The sequence below is a fragment of the Gilliamella sp. Pas-s27 genome (assembly GCF_009795865.1).
In the GTDB taxonomy this organism is placed as follows: Bacteria; Pseudomonadota; Gammaproteobacteria; order Enterobacterales; family Orbaceae; genus Gilliamella.
Map to the genome: position 1 here is coordinate 14714 of NZ_WTEW01000003.1, position 20241 is coordinate 34954.

19 protein-coding genes and 1 pseudogene are annotated in these 20241 nt (G+C 35.4%); 17 read left to right on the top strand and 3 right to left on the bottom strand.

The features are described 5' to 3' along the window. Positions 1-116: 116 nt before the first annotated feature. The 5 genes from asnS (at position 117) to mdtH (ending at position 6257) form a co-directional block, all read left to right on the top strand. On the top strand, positions 117-1520 hold the full coding sequence (asnS, locus tag GQ589_RS01865) for an asparagine--tRNA ligase (protein WP_160424216.1): 1404 nt from the start codon (positions 117-119) through the stop codon (positions 1518-1520). A gap of 285 nt (positions 1521-1805) precedes the next feature. Then, on the top strand, positions 1806-3005 hold the full coding sequence (locus tag GQ589_RS01870) for a porin (RefSeq protein ID WP_160424218.1): 1200 nt from the start codon (positions 1806-1808) through the stop codon (positions 3003-3005). 300 nt (positions 3006-3305) lie between these two features. Continuing rightward, positions 3306-4451 (top strand): porin, encoded by a 1146-nt coding sequence (locus tag GQ589_RS01875; RefSeq protein WP_160424219.1) that lies wholly within the window; start codon positions 3306-3308, stop codon positions 4449-4451. Between the two features lie 135 nt (positions 4452-4586). Continuing rightward, positions 4587-5045: a methylglyoxal synthase gene (locus GQ589_RS01880; protein WP_160401344.1), complete on the top strand. Its 459-nt coding sequence runs from the start codon at positions 4587-4589 to the stop codon at positions 5043-5045. Further along, the gene (mdtH, locus tag GQ589_RS01885) at positions 5046-6257 is read left to right on the top strand and encodes a multidrug efflux MFS transporter MdtH (RefSeq protein WP_160424222.1); all 1212 of its coding nucleotides are present in this window, start codon (positions 5046-5048) and stop codon (positions 6255-6257) included. Here mdtH and GQ589_RS01890 read toward each other — a convergent pair. After that, positions 6235-7014 (bottom strand): class II glutamine amidotransferase, encoded by a 780-nt coding sequence (locus GQ589_RS01890; RefSeq protein ID WP_160424224.1) that lies wholly within the window; start codon positions 7012-7014, stop codon positions 6235-6237. The genes mdtH and GQ589_RS01890 overlap by 23 nt on opposite strands. Position 7015: 1 nt before the next feature. Then, positions 7016-7594, bottom strand: a complete 579-nt coding sequence (gene lpcA / locus GQ589_RS01895; RefSeq protein ID WP_160424226.1) for a D-sedoheptulose 7-phosphate isomerase — start codon at positions 7592-7594, stop codon at positions 7016-7018. A gap of 392 nt (positions 7595-7986) precedes the next feature. Here lpcA and ribE point away from each other — a divergent pair, with 392 nt between their 5' ends. The 11 genes and pseudogenes from ribE (at position 7987) to gorA (ending at position 18016) form a co-directional block, all read left to right on the top strand. Then, on the top strand, positions 7987-8457 hold the full coding sequence (ribE, locus tag GQ589_RS01900; protein ID WP_160411415.1) for a 6,7-dimethyl-8-ribityllumazine synthase: 471 nt from the start codon (positions 7987-7989) through the stop codon (positions 8455-8457). Between the two features lie 13 nt (positions 8458-8470). After that, positions 8471-8881: a transcription antitermination factor NusB gene (gene nusB / locus GQ589_RS01905; protein WP_160401365.1), complete on the top strand. Its 411-nt coding sequence runs from the start codon at positions 8471-8473 to the stop codon at positions 8879-8881. Between the two features lie 21 nt (positions 8882-8902). Continuing rightward, complete coding sequence (locus tag GQ589_RS01910; RefSeq protein WP_160424228.1) at positions 8903-9958, top strand: TrmH family RNA methyltransferase; 1056 nt, start codon at positions 8903-8905, stop codon at positions 9956-9958. Between the two features lie 135 nt (positions 9959-10093). After that, positions 10094-11053, top strand: a pseudogene (nadR, locus tag GQ589_RS01915) (multifunctional transcriptional regulator/nicotinamide-nucleotide adenylyltransferase/ribosylnicotinamide kinase NadR); the annotation flags it as partial. 61 nt (positions 11054-11114) lie between these two features. After that, a complete protein-coding gene (gene ubiE, locus GQ589_RS01920) occupies positions 11115-11891 on the top strand; it encodes a bifunctional demethylmenaquinone methyltransferase/2-methoxy-6-polyprenyl-1,4-benzoquinol methylase UbiE (protein WP_160401337.1) in 777 nt (258 codons plus the stop codon). Positions 11892-11905: 14 nt separating this feature from the next. Beyond that, positions 11906-13447 carry a ubiquinone biosynthesis regulatory protein kinase UbiB gene (gene ubiB / locus GQ589_RS01925; protein WP_160424230.1) on the top strand — a complete coding sequence of 514 codons (1542 nt, stop codon included), beginning with the start codon at positions 11906-11908 and terminating at the stop codon, positions 13445-13447. A gap of 97 nt (positions 13448-13544) precedes the next feature. Further along, complete coding sequence (tatA, locus tag GQ589_RS12495; protein ID WP_202114996.1) at positions 13545-13766, top strand: twin-arginine translocase TatA/TatE family subunit; 222 nt, start codon at positions 13545-13547, stop codon at positions 13764-13766. A 3-nt stretch (positions 13767-13769) separates the two neighbouring features. Then, the gene (gene tatB / locus GQ589_RS01935) at positions 13770-14126 is read left to right on the top strand and encodes a Sec-independent protein translocase protein TatB (RefSeq protein ID WP_160401335.1); all 357 of its coding nucleotides are present in this window, start codon (positions 13770-13772) and stop codon (positions 14124-14126) included. Beyond that, positions 14123-14890, top strand: coding sequence for a twin-arginine translocase subunit TatC (gene tatC / locus GQ589_RS01940; protein ID WP_160424232.1), 768 nt, complete (start codon positions 14123-14125; stop codon positions 14888-14890). Before tatB ends, tatC begins: the two co-directional genes overlap by 4 nt. A gap of 47 nt (positions 14891-14937) precedes the next feature. Further along, positions 14938-16362 (top strand): bifunctional D-glycero-beta-D-manno-heptose-7-phosphate kinase/D-glycero-beta-D-manno-heptose 1-phosphate adenylyltransferase HldE, encoded by a 1425-nt coding sequence (gene hldE / locus GQ589_RS01945; protein WP_160424234.1) that lies wholly within the window; start codon positions 14938-14940, stop codon positions 16360-16362. Positions 16363-16663: 301 nt separating this feature from the next. After that, positions 16664-18016: a glutathione-disulfide reductase gene (gorA, locus tag GQ589_RS01950; RefSeq protein WP_160424236.1), complete on the top strand. Its 1353-nt coding sequence runs from the start codon at positions 16664-16666 to the stop codon at positions 18014-18016. 63 nt (positions 18017-18079) lie between these two features. On the opposite strand, the gene GQ589_RS01955 is transcribed toward gorA, so the two are convergent. After that, positions 18080-19429, bottom strand: a complete 1350-nt coding sequence (locus tag GQ589_RS01955) for an MFS transporter (RefSeq protein ID WP_160424239.1) — start codon at positions 19427-19429, stop codon at positions 18080-18082. 238 nt (positions 19430-19667) lie between these two features. Here GQ589_RS01955 and GQ589_RS01960 point away from each other — a divergent pair, with 238 nt between their 5' ends. Next, positions 19668-20237 carry a DNA-3-methyladenine glycosylase I gene (locus GQ589_RS01960; RefSeq protein ID WP_160401330.1) on the top strand — a complete coding sequence of 190 codons (570 nt, stop codon included), beginning with the start codon at positions 19668-19670 and terminating at the stop codon, positions 20235-20237. The last annotated feature ends 4 nt before the right edge of the window (positions 20238-20241 follow it).

Genomic DNA, 20241 nt, shown 5'->3' on the forward strand with positions numbered 1-20241 from the left:
GATAAAGATTTTCTTATTGACTAATTCCATTTAGTTACGGAATAAACCTTAGAATATATTTATATTACTTAAATATGACTTAAACAAATTAATTAATGTAGAGATGGATAATTAAAATGAACTCAGTTGCATCTATTGTTGATGTGTTACAAGGCAAAATTGCTGTTGGTAGCACAATTTCTGTTCAAGGTTGGGTAAGAACTCGACGTGATTCTAAAGCCGGTATTTCATTTTTGGCTATTTATGACGGTTCTTGCTTTGATCCTATCCAAGCCGTTATTGAAAAAGATCTTCCTAATTATGAGCAAGATGTTTTACGTTTAACGGCAGGTTGTTCGGTTAAAGTCACCGGTAAAGTGGTTGAATCACCAGGTCAAGGTCAACAATATGAGCTGCAAGCAACGCAAGTAGAAGTATATGGATTTGTTGATGACCCAGAAACCTACCCAATGGCAGCAAAACGTCACTCTATTGAATATCTTCGAGAAGTAGCACACTTACGTGCAAGAACCAATATTGTTGGTGCCATAACGCGTGTGCGCCATACGCTTGCGCAAGCAATTCATCAGTTTTTTGATGAACGTGGATTTTTTTGGCTATCTACCCCAATTATTACCGCGTCTGATACTGAAGGCGCGGGTGAAATGTTTCGCGTTTCAACGCTTGATCTATTAAATCTTCCTAAATCAGATAATGGTAAAGTCGATTTTGATAAAGATTTTTTTGGTAAAGAAGCGTTTTTAACTGTTTCTGGGCAATTAAATGCTGAAACTTATGCTTGTGCGCTTTCTAAAGTGTATACTTTTGGTCCAACATTTAGGGCAGAGAACTCAAATACTACGCGCCATTTAGCCGAGTTTTGGATGATGGAACCTGAAGTCGCTTTTGCTGATCTAAATGATAATGCAAAGCTGGCTGAAGACATGCTTAAATATGTGTTTAAAGCGGTACTTGAAAAACGAGCTGATGATATGCAATTTTTTGCTCAGCATGTCGATAAAGAAGCCATTAATCGGCTTGAAAACTTTATTAAAGCTGATTTTGCGCAAGTGGATTACACTGACGCTATCACAATATTACAAAACTGTGATGCTAAGTTTGAAAATCCAGTCAGTTGGGGAATTGATTTAGCATCAGAACACGAACGTTATTTAGCTGAACAACATTTTAAAGCACCAGTAGTTGTTAAAAACTACCCTAAAGACATTAAAGCGTTTTATATGCGAATGAATGATGACGGTAAAACGGTAGCAGCAATGGATGTATTAGCCCCAGGAATTGGTGAAATCATTGGTGGCTCACAACGTGAAGAGCGTCTAGATATGTTAGATAAACGCATGGATGAATTAGGGCTCAAAAAAGAAGATTACTGGTGGTATCGTGATTTACGTCGTTATGGCACTGTGCCACATTCAGGCTTTGGTCTTGGGTTTGAACGTTTAATTGTTTATGTGACTGGTGTGCAAAATGTACGCGACGTAATCCCGTTCCCAAGAACGCCACGTAATGCCAATTTTTAATTTAATCGAAAGTCCTCCCAAGTTTGATTAGAATTAAAAATTAACAAATTTTAATCTTTAATTGCTTAAAAAATAATCTAACAGGATTGAGTTTGGGGTTAGACATCACATTTAATTAAAAGTTCGCTTGATTTTAAAAAAAATTTATACATAATTTACTATACTGTAAAAAGTGAATAAAGATAATCTAAATATAATTATCTTTCGGATGAAGAATTTTTAAACAAAAATGACACTAAACTTATGGGATGTGTCTTTTTAAAAAAATAACCATGAGGGTAAAAAATGAAACGTAATCTATTAGCAATCGCTATCCCTGCACTTTTAGTTGCAGCTGGTGCAAATGCATCTATCGAAGTTTGGAACAAAGACGGTAATAAAGTTGATTTTTACGGTCGAGTAAAAGCAGCTAACCATATCACTGATCGTGGTCAAAAAGGCGAAGGTGATGATACTTCAGCTCGTTTAGGTATGTCAGGTGAAACTCAAATCACTGATAGCGTAAGTGGCTATGGTCGTTGGGAATACGAAGCGAAAGCTGGTAAAAATTCTGATGATAATGAAGTGCGTTATGCATTTGCTGGTTTAAATTTTGGTGATGTTGGTTCATTCGATTATGGTCGTAATGACGGTGTGTTAAAAGCAATTACTGCTTATACTGACGTATTGCCAGAATTTGGTGGAGATGCTGCAAACAATGAATGGCATGTTCTTTCAGAACGTACTAAAGCTGTTGCAACTTACCGTAACAATAACTTCTTTGGTTTAACTAATGATATCAGCTTTGCATTACAATATGCCGATAATGGTGATGCAGTTAAAGATATTAAGAATAAAAAATGGTTAGACCCTGTATTTGGTACTACTAAAGATAGTATTAACGGTAGATCGAAAGAAGCTTGGGGTGCGAATATTCAATGGAATATTTTTGACACTGGTTTAACCGCTGGTGCAGGTTATGCTCAAACTTCAAAAAGTGATAGCCGTCAAAGTACTTGGGCAACAGGTCTTAAATATAATAACTATAATTTATATTTAGGCGCTAACTATTTCCAAAGCAAACATAAGAATGCGGTTGGTACTTATGGAATAGCTGATGGTAGCTACTATCGTTTAAGAGATACAGATTTAAAAGTCAGAGGATTTGAATTAGTTGCTCAATATGGTATCGATCTTGAGGTTGGTCGTTTAACTCCTTCTCTAGCTTATGTTCAACACAAAGTTAAATCTTCTGATTATGATAATTTTTCAAAATATGGTTACCGTTGGAAGTATAGAGGTTTCAATTCACCAGAAGCTAAGTATGTATCTGTAGGTGCAACTTACGATTTAAACAAAAACTTTAGTACGATTGTTGAATATAAATTCAATCTTCTTGATCGTAAAGATTTTGGTGCAGCTTCAAATACTGAAAATTCACGTGGTCACGATACTAAACCAGGTACTAAAGACGTGTTAGGTGTTGGTTTAATTTACCAATTCTAATATTGTTTTATACTGATAAAAAAGGCACCTAAGTGCCTTTTTTATTTCTTAAACTCCTTCCAATCTAAAAGCACATTTTGTTCTTAAATAAAATTACATTAAGTATTAAAATAATCGTAAATTCGCAGAATTAATCTAATTATTATTGTTAAATAGGCAATATGTACAATAAGATCTATTTAATCTAATAAAAATAGATGTCACAGTAATAATATAATTGTTATTTATTAACAATTATTTATTAAACCAAAGCAAAGTAATTTGCATCTCTAATAAAATAAAACACCTATGAGGGTAAAAATGAAACGTAATCTATTAGCAATCGCTATTCCTGCGCTTTTAGTTGCAGGTGCTGCAAACGCTTCTATCGAAGTGTGGAATAAAGATGGTAATAAAGTCGACTTTTATGGTCGAGTTTATGCATTAAATTATATCACTGATCGTAATAATCAAACTGGTGAAGGTGATAACACTACAGCACGTTTAGGTATGTCAGGTCAAACTCAAGTAACTGACGGCATAACGGGTTACGGTCGTTGGGAATACGAAGCTAAAACAGGTACTAATTCCGATAATGAAGTGCGTTATGCATTTGCGGGTTTGAACCTTGGTGATTTTGGTTTATTCGACTATGGCCGCAATGATGGTGTGTTAAAAACATTAACGTCTTATACTGATGTTTTACCAGAATTTGGTGGTGATGCTTCAAATAATGATCTTTATGCGTTAACCGCTCGAACAAAAGCCGTTGCTACTTATCGTAATTCAGATTTCTTTGGTTTAGCAAATGGCTTACGTTTTGCTGTTCAATATGCGGATAATGGCGATAATAGCTCAACTAGTCATTTAAATAACCATACGCGTGATGATGATAAAAATGATAGTGCTGAAGCATGGGGTTCAGTTGTTGATTGGGATGTGCTTGATACGGGGTTATCAGTTGGTGCGGGTTATGCACAAACTGGTGGTCATAAAGATGCTAAAGCATGGTCTGCTGGTGCAAAATATAATAACGCCAACCTTTATTTAGCGGCATTATATATTCAAGGCAAGCAAAAATATGGTTGGGATAATGCATCATCTATTCACCGTGCTAATGACTTAAAAACCAAAGGTTATGAACTTGTTGCACAATATGGCATTGACTTTGAAGTAGGACGTTTAACGCCATCAGTTGCTTATATCCAACATAAAGTTAAGGATGCATCTAGTTATTCAAGTGATGCAGGACTTAAAGGTAATGATTTAGCTAAATATGTTGATGTTGGTTTAACCTACAACTTTAACAAAAATCTACAAGCTATTATCGATTATAAAATCAACTTGTTAGATAAAAATGACATTGGTGCACGTCGTGCTTTATATGAAGACGGTTCATTTACAAAATCACAAATCAACGGCACAACCAAAGATACAGTGGCACTTGGTTTAATTTATCAATTTTAATTGATTAAATTTTGGTATATTACAAAGGCACTTCGGTGCCTTTTTTATTATCTTTTACAAATTAAATATTTCTTGCACTTTAACTAATACTCTGTTAAAAAATTATGAAAATAATAATAAATCAGGATAATAATAATGCTTTATACCACACGCAAATTGCCAGCTAAAAAGAATATTGCTTTAGTTGCTCACGATCATTTGAAAGACTCTTTACTTAATTGGTGCAGAAAAAATCGTGAGGAACTTTCTCGTCATAATTTATGTGGCACGGGTACCACCGGAACATTAATAAAGCAAGAAATAGGGCTAAATATCACGCCAATGCTTAGTGGTCCTATGGGAGGCGATCAGCAAATAGGTGCTTTAATTGCTGAAGGTAAAATTGATATTTTAATCTTCTTTTGGGATCCACTTAATGCGGTGCCTCATGATCCCGATGTCAAAGCACTTTTACGGTTATCAACGGTTTGGAATATTCCTGTTGCTACTAATCAAGCTACAGCTAACGCATTAATTCAATCTTCTATTTTTACGCAGGAAGTTGACATTGAGATACCTGATTATCAAAGATATTTAGCTGAAAGAGTCAAATAAATGCCAATACCATCCCAAATACGTAAAGCAGGCAGACAAATATTGCTGCTTGATAATCTGTTTATTATTTTAGGTTTTTATGTTGTTTTCCCACTTGTATCCACTCATTTTGTTAGCCAAGTGGGTTGGAGTGCTTTATTTGTTGGTTTTGCCTTAGGATTTAGGCAATTTGTACAACAAGGTTTTGGTATTATTGGTGGCGCTATTGCTGATCGTTTTGGTGCAAAACCTATGATTGTTGCTGGCCTGTTTTTACGTTGTGTTGGTTTTATTTTTATGGCAATTGCTAGCAATCCTTGGTTATTATTACTTTCTTGTTTATTTTCAGCGTTAGGAGGATTACTGTTTGATCCGCCTAGAATGGGGTTGACGATTAAATTTACGCGCCCTCACGAGCGTGGTAAATTTATATCGTTATTGATGATACAAGATAACGCTGGTGCTGTTATTGGTGCCCTTATTGGTGGTATTTTAATTGATTATGACTTCCATTTAGTCTGTTGGTGTGGCGCTTTTATTTTTTTCTTATGTGGTATTTTTAATATCTTTTTTCTGCCTGCTTATCATATTGCTATTGGCAAAACGCCTATTATTAGCGGTATGAAAATGGTTATAAAAGATAAGAAGTTTACACGTTATGTTCTTACGTTAACGGGGTATTATGTGTTGTGGGTACAAATTATGTTAATGTTGCCTTTAACAATTACAAGCGTATCAGGTAGTCCTAGTTATGTAAAATGGATGTATGCAATTCAAGCTGGGATTTCACTTTTACTTCTTTATCCTCTTGCTCGTTGGAGTGAAAAACGTTTCAGGTTAGATCAGCGTCTCAAATTTGGTCTATTTTTGATGTCAATGGCCTTTATTATTATTGGTTTTACCACACAATTATCAATATTATTATCGCTTATTGCGCTCTTTTATTTTGGCGCTATTATAGCTGAACCAGCACGAGAAACCTTATCAACAATGCTCAGTAACCCAAAAGCAAAAGGTAGCTATATGGGGTTTAGCCGTTTAGGGCTCGCCTTAGGTGGATTTATTGGTTATACAGGTGCGGGCTGGTTATATGATGTAGCAATAAAAATAGGGTTTCCACATATTCCTTGGATAGTACTGACTATAATTGGATTATTAACATTAAGTTATTTGCAATATCAATTTAAAAATGAGCCTCCAATACGATACTCTAAAATGAAAAAGATTGGCTAATTTCACCATCTTTAAATAGAATCGCTTCACTAGTATTGAGTTTATGCCATGTTTCATTGGATGTTAATGGTAGCGTAGAAATAATAGTCACGATATCATTAGGAGTAGTATGTTGTTGAAAATCAATTTCAACATCTTCATCCAGTAATTTTGCTTTACCAAATGGTGCTTTACGGGTGATCCAGTGTAAATTTGTTGTGCAGTAGGCAAAAACATATTGCCCATCGGACAGTAGCATATTAAAAATACCTAGTTGACCTAGTTGATTAGCGCATTGTTTGATAAAATTAAACAATTCAAGATCATCGCTAGGTTTTTGCGAATATTTTTGTTGTAATTGATTAATTAAATAACAAAAAGCATATTCGCTATCGGTTTCTCCAACTGGTTGAAATAGACCTGTATCTAAATCTTGGTAATTGGTTAGTTGTCCATTGTGCGCAAAAGTCCAGTTTCTTCCCCAAAGCTCGCGGGTGAATGGATGGGTATTTTCAAGTGCAACACCGCCACGGTTTGCTTGTCGAATATGAGCAATCACCGCTTTAGACTTTATTGGGTAATCTTTAACCATTTTCGCAATTGTCGAATGGCAACAAGGCTCTGGATCTTTAAATGTTCGGCAGCCTTTACCTTCATAAAAAGTAATTCCCCAGCCATCTTTGTGAGGACCTTTGTCCCCACCACGTTTTATTAGGCTTGTAAAACTAAAACAAATATCGGTTGGCACATTGGCGCTCATACCCAATAATTCGCACATATTATTTAGCCATCTCTTTTTCAATAAGCATAATAAGAATATGAATAACTTTGATGTGAATCTCTTGTACACGATCAGCATAACCAAAGTGTGGAACACGAATATCAACATCGGCAAGCCCATTCATCTTACCACCATCTTTACCTGTTAATGTAATTATTTTCATTCCTTTTTGTTTTGCTATTTCAATTGCTTTAAGGACATTGGTTGAATTACCAGAAGTTGAAATACCCAAAAGCACATCGCCTTTTTGCCCAACTCCTTCAACATAACGAGAAAAAATACTATCAAACCCATAATCATTACCAACACAAGTAATATGACTTACATCAGATATTGCTATCGCTGGGTAAGCTGGACGGTTATCACGATAACGTCCTGTTAATTCTTCAGCAAAATGCATTGCATCACAATGAGAACCACCATTGCCACATGAAAGAACTTTGCCGCCTTGTTTAAATGAATCTGCAATTAAAATTGCTGCTTGTTGAATCTGTTCAAGGTTTTTATCATCCGAAACAAATTGAGTTAACACATCAATAGCTTGGTTTAACTCATTACGAATATTGTTAATGTACACTACTATTCTCCTCAATAAATTTATATACCATTTTAATTCGTTCCAAATAGCTTGCAAGTAATAAAATAAAATTCCCAATTTTGAACAATATTTTCAAAAAAGCATGTGTTTAAGTATAAAAAAGAATATCGAAATAAAAATAAACTAAAATTGTTACTATTAATAAAAAACAAAATGACAACAAAATTTAAATTAATTTTAATGTTAACAAGCGTTGTTTTTACAATAGTGAAATTCTTTGCATTTTTTTTAAATAATATCTTGTATATAACTTGGTCGTAACGCTATTTGCCAATAGGATAAGTCTTTAATTCGTGATACAATTTAATGAGTATTTTTCACTTATAAAAAAAGTGAAATAGCATTTAAAATAGAATCAATAAGGAATTGATATGCAAACAATTGAAGGTAAAGTAGCTGCGCCGAAAGCTAAAATTGCAATTGTGGTGGCACGTTTTAATCATTTTATTAATGATAGCCTAGTCAGTGGTGCAATTGATGCATTAACACGTATTGGGCAGGTCGATGATAAAAATATTACGGTTATCTGGGTTCCTGGTGCTTATGAAATTCCACTTGCCGCAAAAGTAGCTGCACAGTCAAAAAAATATGATGCAATTGTGGCATTAGGTACGGTTATCCGTGGAAGCACTGCACATTTTGATTTTGTTGCTGGTGAATCAAGTTCAGGTTTATTAAGTGCAAGCTTAGATAACACAATTCCTGTTGGATTTGGTATTTTAACTACTGAAAGTATCGAACAGGCCATTGAACGTGCAGGCACTAAAGCGGGTAATAAAGGTGCGGAAGCGGCATTAACTGCACTGGAAATGCTAAATATTATTAAAGCAATTAAGGAGTAATTTAGTGGCATTAATTAATCCTCGTCGTCGAGCAAGAGAGTGCGCGGTACAAGCAATTTACTCTTGGCAAGTTTCTAAAAACGATCTTGCTGATGTTGAGTCCAGCTTTATTGCAGAACAAGATATGAAAGGCGTTGATGCCAAGTACTTTCGTGAATTATTAAACGGTGTGGCAAAAAATACCGCCGAATTAGATGTCAAAATGACACCATACCTTACAGAACGTACTGTTGACGAATTAGGTCAAATTGAATTAGCGATACTTAGAATTGCGCTGTACGAATTAATGAAACGTCAAGATGTACCTTATAAAGTTGTGATTAACGAAGCTATCGATCTCACAAAAACGTTTGGTGCAGCTGACAGCCATAAATTTGTTAATGGTGTATTAGATAAAATCGCCCCAACTATTCGTACGCGATAATCGATTAATAGTGAGATTGATATGAACGACAATACCGAAAAAAGCAAACCAACTATTTTTTATGCTAAAAATAGTGAACCTAAAAAGCATTCTCACTCAGCTCAAGAAAAGCCCATAGCGTGGAAAGGTAAGCGTAAGGATAATTCATCTCAGTTTAAGTCTAAACGTGATCGTAATGACCGTATTGAAACGTTTAAACCTAAGAATGACGAAACAAAGTTTGTCAAAAAACGTTTTACAGTTGAACTTAATCAATCTCAACCAGCTATTGACAATGGTTCACCATGGCAGAAAAAAGTGCGTGCAAATGACCAAACCCCCACATTTGGTTATGATGGCTATCGTCAACGCAAAGAAGAGACATTAGTCTATAGTGAAAATAGCTGTAAAGCGGTTTTCAAACATCGACGCACAGCCATTATTAAATTATTTATTGTTCAAGAAATGACTTATCAGTTTAAGGAATTAATCAACTGGTTAGTTCAGCAACGTTTAGGCTATGACGTTGTTACAAATGAACAATTGAATAAAATAACCGAAACGCCGCACCATGGTGGTGTCTGTTTAATTGTTAAAAAGCGCGCGCCACTTATATTATTGGATTATTTAGAAAGCAATCGTGATAAAGATCATGATTGTATTTTAGCGATTGACGATGTTAACAATCCTCATAATCTAGGTGGATTAATGCGAAGTGCAGCTTTTTATGGTGTTAATGGTGTTATGTTACGCCAAACCAATTTACTTGATAGTGGCTCAGCTATGCGAGTAGCCGAAGGTGGAATAGAAGCCGTTGCAGCAATTAAAAGTGACGATTTTATTGCCTCAATTGATATGCTTAAACAACATGGTTACCAAGTTGTTGTGCTATTGCCTTGTCAGATAAAATCCATTGCATCTACCGAATTGCATAAAACCCGATTTAACCAAAAAGTAGCTTTGGTTATTTTTCAGCAAATCAATATGAAGTTGGTTAATCATGCTGATGTCATCTTGCATTTACAAGGTAATGAAAATATGCCGGCACTTAATATTTCAGTAGCAACGGGTATTTTATTATCAAATTTGCAAAAGTAAATATTCGTACATTTTATCTTTCTCATTAGATTAACTAATGAGAAAGATAATAACGTTATTTTTCATCGATGATGAATATCAATAGCATCATTTGATTAGAAATAGGATTTTTTTTCTGTAGAGTGTGTAAGCAAGTATTTAAATATGTCGGTAGCAGTTATGTTGTCTAAATATAAAGTTGGTTTAATTTTTGGTAAGTTTTATCCTTTACATTGTGGTCATATTTATTTAATTGAAAAAGCTGCAAGCCAAGTTGATGAGTTGCATATTTTACTTGGTTGTGAAGCATCACGAGATAAACAACTATTTAATAAAAGCCGACTTTCTAAACAACCTCAAGTTAGTGATCGCTTTTCGTGGTTAAAAGAAACATTTAAAGATCGCCACAATATTCATATTCATGTTCTTGATGAAGCTGGCATTGAGTTTTACCCTAATGGATGGCAAGATTGGAGTGATCGTGTTAAGCACATCCTTGCTGAGCATAAAATAACTCCCGATGTTATTTTTACTAGTGAACCTCAAGATGTCAAAAACCATGAACACTATTTTGGTTGTTCAGTTTCTATTGTTGATGCTGATCGGCACTTTATGAATATCAGTGCCACACAAATCCGTGAAAACCCCTATAAAAACTGGTTATTTATTGCGCAATCGGCAAAGCCTTTTTTTGTTAAAAAAGTGGCTATTATTGGTCAAAATAGATTTTGTGACTTACCTATTCAACTTGCTAATATTTATAATACTAATTATGTGTCAAATGGTTATATTAATTATATTGAGCGAGAAATCTCAATTTTTCATAACAAGCGTTATTTGAGTGAATCCGATTATATTAAAATTGCAATGCTACATGTTGAACGACTATCAAAAGCAGTTGAAACTGCGAATAAACTTGTTTTTACCTCAATTGATTTTGAAACATTAGCGCAGTATTACAACCAAATCTTTGAAAAAGAAAATGAAGTTTTAAAAGCTCTTAAAGACAGTTATCATTTTGATTTGGTTATTCACGAAAAAGACTTAAAACAGCAATGCTCCCAACTGGAATATTTTGAAACAATTTCCAAGAAGGTTGAAGCATTATTGATTTAGTTCATCACATTTATGATGGCTTGTGTTAAAATAAGCTAAATATTTGTGCTAGGTAAATTTTATGTCTCAATCTTCTGATAAACCAGACAACACAGACCAAGAAAACATTGATTTTGGTTACACACAAGTACCCAAACAAGAAAAAGTAAAACGTGTGGCTGAAGTATTTCACTCAGTTGCTGATAAATATGATGTCATGAATGATCTCATGTCATTTGGTATCCATCGAATTTGGAAAAAAATCACCATTGAATATAGTAGTGTGCGCAAAGGTCAAAAAGTTTTAGACCTTGCTGGTGGCACAGGTGATTTAACTGCAAAATTTTCACAACTTGTTGGCGATGATGGATTAGTTATTTTAGCCGATATTAACGAATCAATGTTAAAAGTTGGGCGAGATAAATTACGCGACAAAGGCTTAATTAAAAATATTGAATATGTACAAGCAAATGCTGAAGAACTTCCTTTTGCTGATAACTATTTTGATTGTATTACTATTTCATTTGGTTTACGCAATGTGACCGATAAAGAAAAAGCCTTACGCTCTATGTGGCGTGTATTGAAGCCGGGTGGGCGTTTATTAATTCTTGAATTTTCTAAACCACAATATCAAATTTTAAATAAAGCCTATGATCTTTATTCATTTACCATGTTACCGCTAATGGGTAAAATTGTAGCAAATGATTCTGAAAGTTATCGCTATTTAGCCGAATCGATTCGTATGCATCCAGATCAAAATACATTGAAAAAAATGATGGAAGATGCTGGATTTGTTGATGTGAAATATCACAATATGACTGGTGGCATTGTAGCATTACATACTGGCTTTAAATTTTGATGCGATGAAACATAATGACATTCTTTCGAATTTTTAAAATATTAACCGTATTTCGAGCTTATCAATTAAATGAACTGTTACCTAAACACCGTTCATCAAAATGGCTCCGCACTTTGTTATTCTGTCTTTTTTGGATTAGACCTAAAGCAAAACATCAAGAAATTGGTGAGCGTTTACGGCAAGCATTGCAAGAGTTAGGACCAGTTTGGATCAAATTTGGGCAAATGATCTCAACTCGGCGCGATGTTTTACCGAAAGACATAGCAAATGCTTTAGCTAAATTACAAGATCAAGTTGATCCTTTTGATGGAAAAATTGCCAAACACCTGATTGAACAAGCATTAGAAAAACCAATTGATTATTATTTCAGTGATTTTGACGAGAAACCACTCGCATCAGCATCAATTGCACAAGTTCACACTGCGATATTAAAGTCTAGTCAGGCCGAGGTTGTTATCAAAGTTTTGCGGCCTAATATTTTATCTGTTATCCAAGCCGATATTGGTTTAATGTATTGGGTTGCCAACCAATTTACAAAACGAATAAAATCAGGCGAAAGATTACGCGCGGTTGAAATCGTGCATGATTATGAAATAACGCTATTAAAAGAGTTAGATCTACGCAAAGAAGCTTATAACACAGCTAGATTGCGTAACAATTTTATCAATAGCGATGTTTTATATATTCCTTATGTATACCAAGATTTATGTCGAAAAACTATTATAGTTGAAGAACGTATTAAAGGTGTACCAATTGCCGATATTGACTTACTTAAACAACATAATGTTAATATGAAATTACTTGCTGAACGAGGTGTTCAAGCCTTTTTTACTCAAGTTTTTCGTGATAACTTTTTCCACGCTGATATGCATCCTGGTAATATTTTTGTTGATATTACCGATCCACAAAATCCACGCTATATTGGCATTGATTGTGCCATTGTTGGTATATTGAGCAATGACGACCAGCACTACCTTGCTGAAAATTTCTTAGCATTTTTTAATCGAGATTATCAAAAAATAGCTGAAACTTATATTGCATCAGGTTGGGTTCCTGCAAATACTGATGTCATTGCTCTCGAAATAGCAATGCGCAATGTTTGTGAACCTATATTTGCCAAACCACTGGCTGAAATCTCATTTTCACAAATTTTACTGCAATTATTTCAAGTAGCAGGGCAATTTGAAATGGATATTCAACCCCAACTTACCCTTCTTGAAAAAACGCTCTTTTATATTGAAGGACTTGGTCGTCAGCTTTATCCTGAACTTGATTTATGGCAAACGGCAAAACCATTTTTAGAAGAGTGGTATCAAGATAAATACAGCGCAAAAAAGATACTACAACAAGCTTGGGGATCACTACCTAAATGGCGCAATATATTGCCTCAATTACCAGATAAATTAAACAATTACGAACGCATCACCAAACAGATGAATGTACAGCTAAAGCAAATTGAACAACAATTACAGCGAAGCAAAAAACGTGAACGAAACTTATATGGAATACTTGGATTAGTTTGTGTTTTATGTATTACTATACTGATAGCCAATTAAAACGGGACACTAACAATACACATTAAGTTGGACATATTTGGAATATTATAATTTACGTGTATAATTTGGTTTAATACCACCATTGGAGACAATCATCATGATGCCAAGCTTACCGCAACTACTCATATTAATAGCTGTAGTCGTATTATTATTCGGAACAAAAAAATTACGTTCATTAGGCTCAGATCTTGGTGAGTCAATTAAAGGTTTTAAAAAAGCGATGAGTGATGATGACGGTAAAAAAAATAGTGGTAATTCACAAAAAATCGAAAATACCGAATCATCTGATACTAATACCAATAATAACAAAGAAGAGTAACCCGTGTTTGATATCAGCTTTGGGCAATTATTATTAGTATTAATTATTGGTCTGGTGGTATTAGGGCCAGAACGATTGCCTATTGCAATAAAAACAGTGGCAGGGTGGATAAAAGTATTACGCCGAATGTCAGCCACGGTACAGTTAGAATTAAATAAAGAACTAAAATTACAAGAATTACAAGATAGCCTAAAAAAAGCTGAACAAAGTGGGTTAACTACGCTTACGCCAGAAATTCAAGAATCTATTGATGACTTGAAACGTGTAACAGAATCATTAAAAAATGAAATCAGCTCGGCAACGCAAATCGAACCACAAACACAAGTTGATTCACAAACACATTCAGATAAAAAATCATGACAGACGACGCTACTCAACCATTAATTGGGCATCTTGTTGAACTTAGAACACGGCTTCTACGCTCAATCATCTGTATTTTGCTGGTCTTAGCCTGTTTGCTCTATTTTTCTAATGATATTTATCATATTGTGGCAAATCCGCTCATTAGCCAGTTACCTCAAGGTAGTAGTATGATCGCAACCGATATTGCTGCGCCATTTTTTACACCGATTAAACTGACTGCAGTGGTGGCAATATTCATCTCTATACCGTATGTGTTATACCAAATTTGGGGCTTTATTGCACCAGCACTTTACCAACACGAAAGACGCTTGGTTATGCCTTTAATTGTATCAAGCACGATCCTTTTTTATATGGGTATAGCGTTTGCTTACTTTGTGGTGTTTCCACTAGCATTTTACTTTTTTATTCATACCGCACCGATTGACGTAGCAATCAACACCGACATTACCAAATACCTTGATTTTGTTATGACTCTTTTTGTGGTATTTGGTTTTGCTTTTGAAGTACCTGTTGCGATTATTTTAATCTGCTGGACAGGTATCACTACACCTAAAAGTTTACGTAAAAAACGCCCATATATTATTGTTGGTGTATTTGCTATTGCCATGTTTGTTACACCACCCGATGTATTTTCACAAATATTATTAGCTGTACCTATCTGTTTACTGTTTGAAATTGGTACTTTTTTTGCAAGGTTCTATCAACCACGCAAAAAGGACAATGAAGATGAGTATTATCATGACTCAAACAATGAACAATAAATAAGGGAATAGTGATTAAAATGATAAGTAAAGGATAAGTATTGATAATGAAAACATCATTACCAGATTTTAATTGTGCCAATGTATTAGTTGTCGGCGATATTATGTTAGATCGCTATTGGTATGGGGGAACTAACCGCATATCACCCGAAGCCCCAGTACCTGTAGTTAAAATAGACTCTCTAGAAGAAAGACCCGGTGGTGCAGCCAATGTTGCAATGAATATTACTTCACTTTGTGGTAACGCACGATTGATTGGATTAACTGGGATTGATGAACCAGCTAAAATTCTTGATGAACAGTTAAGTAAACACAAAGTACAATGTGATTTTGTTTCTGTTTCAACGCACCCAACCATTACCAAACTGCGGGTCTTATCACGCAATCAACAACTGATCCGAATTGATTTTGAAGAAGGTTTTGGCAATGTCGAGCCTGCGCCTATTCTTGAACGTATTCAAACAGCCTTGAAGACCAATAAAGTATTAGTTCTGTCGGATTATGCCAAAGGTGCATTATCAGCAGTTCAAGCAATGATTAAGCTGGCAAATCAAGCCAATGTGCCAATTTTAGTTGACCCAAAAGGTACCGATTTTGAGCGTTACCGTGGTGCAACATTATTAACACCAAACATGACTGAATTTGAAGCGGTAGTTGGGCATTGCCAAGATGAAGAAGAGATTATCGAAAAAGGTTATCAACTTATCAAAAAGTATGATCTCAAAGCCTTGCTTGTCACGCGTAGTGAAAAGGGCATGACACTACTCCAATTAAACAAACCGATTTACCACCTGCCAACTCAAGCCAAAGAAGTCTTTGATGTCACTGGTGCAGGCGATACCGTCATTGCGACATTAGCCGCAGCCTTAGCTGCTGGGCAGTCTTTAGAAGAAAGCTGCTTTTTAGCCAATGCCGCAGCGGGTGTGGTTGTGGGCAAACTTGGTACATCGACCGTTTCACAAGTCGAACTAGAAAATGCCATCCGCGCTCGAGCTGATGATGGTTTTGGCGTTATGAGCGAAGACGAGCTAAAAGAAGAAGTCAAAAAAGCACGAATGCGTGGCGAAAAAATTGTCATGACTAATGGTTGTTTTGATATTTTACATGCCGGACATGTCTCTTATTTAGCAAATGCTCGAAAACTTGGTGATCGACTAATTGTTGCAGTAAATAGCGATGCCTCGGTTAAAAAACTAAAAGGCGAATCAAGACCAATTAACCCACTCATGCAACGAATGATTGTACTAGGTGCACTTGATTCGGTTGATTGGGTTGTTCCATTTGAAGAAGAAACCCCACAACGACTCATTGCTAATATCTTACCTGATGTCTTAGTCAAAGGTGGCGACTATAAACCCGAAGATATTGCTGGGGGTAAAGAAGTTATTGCGGCTGGCGGAAGCGTTAAAGTGCTTAATTTTGAAGATGGTTGCTCAACGACCAATATTATTAATGCAATCAAAAATCGCTAAATACGACTATCAAGCAAATCGGTTACTTCAATAAGTAACCGATAACAAGTAACCGATCTGTTTTAAAACCGCAAAACTCAGTTGTTTATCTTCTTATTTTAATAGCACTTTAAAGCAAATTAGAAAGTCATCAAAAAACACGCACAACGTTAATCACATCTTTAATAAAAGAAGCGATATCAGTTATTGTATAATCAATCGTTAATAACTATCATTAAATTTAAAAATTAACACTTTTTTTATTATTCACTTTATGCAAAGCTATTACACAATATAGAAAAATCAGTACAGAGGATATTTAATGACCAAACATTATGATTATATCGCCATTGGTGGTGGTAGTGGGGGGATAGCATCAGTTAACCGAGCTGCGTCTTATGGCAAAAAGTGTGCGATTATTGAAGCAAAATTATTAGGTGGCACATGTGTTAACGTTGGCTGTGTTCCAAAAAAAGTGATGTGGTATGGGGCGCAAATAGCTGAAGCTATTAATCATTATGGACCTGATTATGGTTTTGATACGACTATTAATCAATTTAGCTGGGATAAATTAATTGCCAGTCGAAGCGCTTATATTGATCGAATTCACCAATCTTATGAGCGTGTGCTGACGAATAATAACGTTGATGTGATTCGAGGCTATGCTAAATTTGTTGATGCTCATACTGTTGAAGTCAATGGTCAGCAGTATAGTGCCGATCACATATTGATCGCTGTTGGTGGAAAACCAACCATTCCTAATATTCCTGGCGCGGAATATGGTATTACATCGGATGGTTTTTTTGCGCTAAACGCATTACCTAAACGGGTTGCTGTTGTTGGGGCTGGCTATATTGCTTGTGAAATTGCCAGCGTACTGCATGCACTTGGCGCGCAAACGCACCAATTTATTCGCCATGCCACACCATTGCGCACTTTTGATCCATTAATTATTGAAACCTTAATGGAAGTCATTAAAACAGAAGGGCAACAACTTCACACTTTTGCCATTCCAAAATCTGTTACTAAAAATAGTGATGAATCATTAACTCTAACGCTAGAAAATGGTGAAACTTACACTGTAGATTGCCTTATTTGGGCGATAGGTCGTCAGCCAGCAACAGAGGATATGAACTTAAATGCAGCAGGTATTCATGTTGATAATAAAGGCTTTGTTATCGTAGATAAATACCAAAACACCAATGTGTCAGGTATTTATTCTGTTGGTGATGACACAGGGGCTCTAGCACTAACACCTGTTGCTGTTGCAGCTGGTCGCCGCTTATCAGAAAGACTTTTTAACAATAAACCTGATGAACATTTAGACTATAATAATATTCCAACAGTGGTATTTACTCACCCAGCTATTGGAACTGTGGGCTTAACTGAACCAGAAGCTGTACAGCAATTTGGTAAACAAAATGTCAAAGTTTATACCTCCACTTTTACTGCTATGTACACCGCAGTAACAACGCACCGTCAACCATGTAGAATGAAATTAGTCTGTGTCGGGGATAATGAAAAAATTGTTGGCATTCATGGTATTGGTTATGGCATGGACGAAATGTTACAAGGCTTTGCGGTAGCACTAAAAATGGGTGCAACGAAAAAAGACTTTGATAATACCGTTGCTATTCATCCAACTGCAGCTGAAGAATTTGTGACTATGCGCTAATTTAATTATGATTGTAAAAATAAAAAAGCAGGCAATTGTCCTGCTTTTTTTATTTTTTATTAACTAATTGGTCGATTGATCACGCCAACCATTTTTGGCTAATGGATAAAAACCGACAGCTACTGCAATTAATGCCACAAAAGAAATATAAATGCCTGCTCCCAAATAACTATACTCTCCTAATAAATGTTCAGGACTTAATAGATAAAGTGTTAATGTTGGTGTAATAGCACTAAATAACGCATAAGCTAAATTATAAGAAAACGACAAACCAGAATAACGGATTGCAGGGGGAAACGTTCTTGTTCCAATAATTGGTGTCATAGCGACAGATCCGATAAAAAGCCCAAACACTGCCCAAATTACATAAAGTTTGGCGATTGACATATCAGGCGATAAAGAACTATAAAAACACAAACTAGAAATAGCAAGTCCACCCCAACAAATGATTACAGTTTTTGTTGAACCGAGCTTATCATCTAACCAACCAAAAACGATACAACCTAATGTCAAGGTTAAAGCGGCAATACAGCCACCGATCCGCCAATCAAGGTTAGCAAAATGATACATATTGCCAACTATACGTCCCGGCGTAATTAAAATCCCCACCATAATTGCTGTGGACAATGACCATGTTAACAATGCAACAATCAGGCAAGCCGTTTTGTGTTTTTGTAGTACAGTAACAACAGGAATGTTTTTTTCAATCGCCTTGCGTGCGGTTAATTCCTTGAAAATGGGGGTTTCAGACAAAAAGCGGCGCAAATACACTGAAATCACACCAAAAACACCACCAATAATAAACGGAATACGCCATGCATAATCTAAAATATTTTGTTTAGTAAAACACAAATCAATAATAATTGTGACAATAAAACCAAGTAAAATACCGCCAGTAATTCCTGATGTTAATGTACCTACACCCAGTCCATAACGTTGCTTTGGTACATGCTCGGCAATGAATACCCAAGCTCCGGGCATTTCGCCACCGATGGCGGCACCTTGCAACATTCTCATGATCAAAAGCAATAGTGGTGCAAAAATACCGATCATTTCATAAGTCGGTAAAACCCCGATGATAAACGTCGGTAGCGCCATCATTGCGACACTAAGGGTGAACATCTTTTTACGTCCCACCTTATCGCCAAAATGCGCCATAATAATACCACCAACAGGACGAACTAAATAACCAGCAGCAAAAATACCCCAAGCAAACAAATCTAACGTTAAAGGCGATAATGTATGAGGTAAAAATAGTGGTTTAACGATGGTATCAATATAAAGTGCGTAAATAACAAAATCATAAAACTCGAGTGTACCGCCTAAAGACGATAAAAATAATGTTTTTAAATCCTTACTATTTAATGGCCGCGCATTGGGTTGCCATTGTGCATTGATTTCAGACTGATTCATGAACTAACCTTATTCTTATTGTTAAATTGAGATAGAAAATCAAGAAAATGTATTTTTTTTGACTGAATCTTATAAAGAGTCCTCATTTTGCCACAAAAAAAAGTCTTTTTTTCCATCATAAAAAAATTTAATGAATGACATTAAACTGCATATTTGGTTTATAATCTTAAATTATTTATATTTTATTGGATAACCGATCTCATTATTTATCATGTGGTTAATCTAAAAGGATCATTTAATGACAAATCAAAAAGTAAAACGTTGCAGTTGGGTTACAAACGATCCGCTCTATATTGCTTATCATGACAACGAATGGGGCATTCCCCAATATGATAGCCTTAAGTTATTTGAAAAAATCTGCTTGGAAGGGCAACAAGCGGGGTTATCTTGGATCACAGTACTGAAAAAACGAGACGAGTATCGCCGTTGTTTTTTTGATTTTAATCCTGAAAAAATTGTTCAACTAACTGCACAAGATATTGAATTATTTATGGAGAACAAAGGGTTAATACGCAATCGCTTAAAGCTCAATAGCATAATCAAAAATGCCCAAGCTTATTTATTGATGCAAAAAAATAATGAAGATTTTTCTCAATTTATTTGGTCTTTTGTTGATGGTAAACCGATCACTCATCATTACAAAGACAAAAGCGAATTACCAGTTAGCACTGAAACATCTGACAAAATGTCAAAAGCACTTAAAAAGAAGGGCTTTAGTTTTGTTGGCTCTACCATTTGTTATGCATTTATGCAATCTATGGGATTAGTCAATGACCATTTTGAAGATTGCTTTAAAAAAGGAATTTAAGTTA

Excerpts from the sequence above, each read along its gene's own strand:
- asnS (WP_160424216.1), top strand. The coding sequence starts at position 117 with ATGAACTCAGTTGCATCTATTGTTGATGTGTTACAAGGCAAAATTGCT.
- GQ589_RS01870 (WP_160424218.1), top strand. The coding sequence starts at position 1,806 with ATGAAACGTAATCTATTAGCAATCGCTATCCCTGCACTTTTAGTTGCA.
- GQ589_RS01875 (WP_160424219.1), top strand. The coding sequence starts at position 3,306 with ATGAAACGTAATCTATTAGCAATCGCTATTCCTGCGCTTTTAGTTGCA.
- GQ589_RS01880 (WP_160401344.1), top strand. The coding sequence starts at position 4,587 with ATGCTTTATACCACACGCAAATTGCCAGCTAAAAAGAATATTGCTTTA.
- mdtH (WP_160424222.1), top strand. The coding sequence starts at position 5,046 with ATGCCAATACCATCCCAAATACGTAAAGCAGGCAGACAAATATTGCTG.
- GQ589_RS01890 (WP_160424224.1), bottom strand. The coding sequence starts at position 7,014 with ATGTGCGAATTATTGGGTATGAGCGCCAATGTGCCAACCGATATTTGT.
- ribE (WP_160411415.1), top strand. The coding sequence starts at position 7,987 with ATGCAAACAATTGAAGGTAAAGTAGCTGCGCCGAAAGCTAAAATTGCA.
- GQ589_RS01910 (WP_160424228.1), top strand. The coding sequence starts at position 8,903 with ATGAACGACAATACCGAAAAAAGCAAACCAACTATTTTTTATGCTAAA.
- ubiE (WP_160401337.1), top strand. The coding sequence starts at position 11,115 with ATGTCTCAATCTTCTGATAAACCAGACAACACAGACCAAGAAAACATT.
- ubiB (WP_160424230.1), top strand. The coding sequence starts at position 11,906 with ATGACATTCTTTCGAATTTTTAAAATATTAACCGTATTTCGAGCTTAT.
- tatA (WP_202114996.1), top strand. The coding sequence starts at position 13,545 with ATGATGCCAAGCTTACCGCAACTACTCATATTAATAGCTGTAGTCGTA.
- tatC (WP_160424232.1), top strand. The coding sequence starts at position 14,123 with ATGACAGACGACGCTACTCAACCATTAATTGGGCATCTTGTTGAACTT.
- hldE (WP_160424234.1), top strand. The coding sequence starts at position 14,938 with ATGAAAACATCATTACCAGATTTTAATTGTGCCAATGTATTAGTTGTC.
- gorA (WP_160424236.1), top strand. The coding sequence starts at position 16,664 with ATGACCAAACATTATGATTATATCGCCATTGGTGGTGGTAGTGGGGGG.
- GQ589_RS01955 (WP_160424239.1), bottom strand. The coding sequence starts at position 19,429 with ATGAATCAGTCTGAAATCAATGCACAATGGCAACCCAATGCGCGGCCA.
- GQ589_RS01960 (WP_160401330.1), top strand. The coding sequence starts at position 19,668 with ATGACAAATCAAAAAGTAAAACGTTGCAGTTGGGTTACAAACGATCCG.